Genomic DNA, 511 nt, shown 5'->3' with positions numbered 1-511 from the left:
ATATAAGTATTTGGCTGAAGGTGGAGAGCTTATTAATAATAAAATAGAAGGCTATAAAATTAGAAAATATACAACAATAGTTATTAAGATTAAATCCAAAAATATTCTAGGTAAAGAAATCTCCTATATCTTAGTTCCATATGGAATTTTTACACGTCCAGAAAGATTTATAACTTACGAATGCTCAGATATTAATAAATTTAAATATTTACCCATTAAAAAATCGATTGATGCTTGGGTGTTTAATAAAGAGTAAAAAACACTAAAACTAATTTTTAGCTGATTTTACATCAAGAAGTATCTAGTTGTTTTATCAATGAATGGATGTTCATCAATGAGTGAAAATAATCAAATTAATACAGAAAAAGCCTACCAAGCAGCACTTTTAGCGGACGCTGCATATATTAACTTTAAGAAAGGGAAAGATTACTGGGGGTCAACCGGTATAATAAAACCTTCTATAAATAGCAAGGAAACTGCTGATAAATTCATTGAAGACAGAGGTTTTACC

1 protein-coding gene is annotated in these 511 nt (G+C 28.6%); it reads left to right on the top strand.

The window, feature by feature from the left end; genetic code table 11:
* On the top strand, nucleotides 1-256 hold a 256-nt coding region (locus tag KCG35_RS26200), incomplete at its 5' end, for a hypothetical protein (protein ID WP_215822886.1).
* Nucleotides 257-511 lie beyond the last annotated feature (255 nt).

Origin of the sequence: Zooshikella harenae (assembly GCF_018837975.1) — a bacterium.
Classification (GTDB): Bacteria; Pseudomonadota; Gammaproteobacteria; order Pseudomonadales; family Zooshikellaceae; genus Zooshikella; species Zooshikella harenae.
The sequence above is the reverse complement of the archived record's forward strand: the minus strand, read 5'-3'. Positions and strand labels throughout refer to the sequence as shown.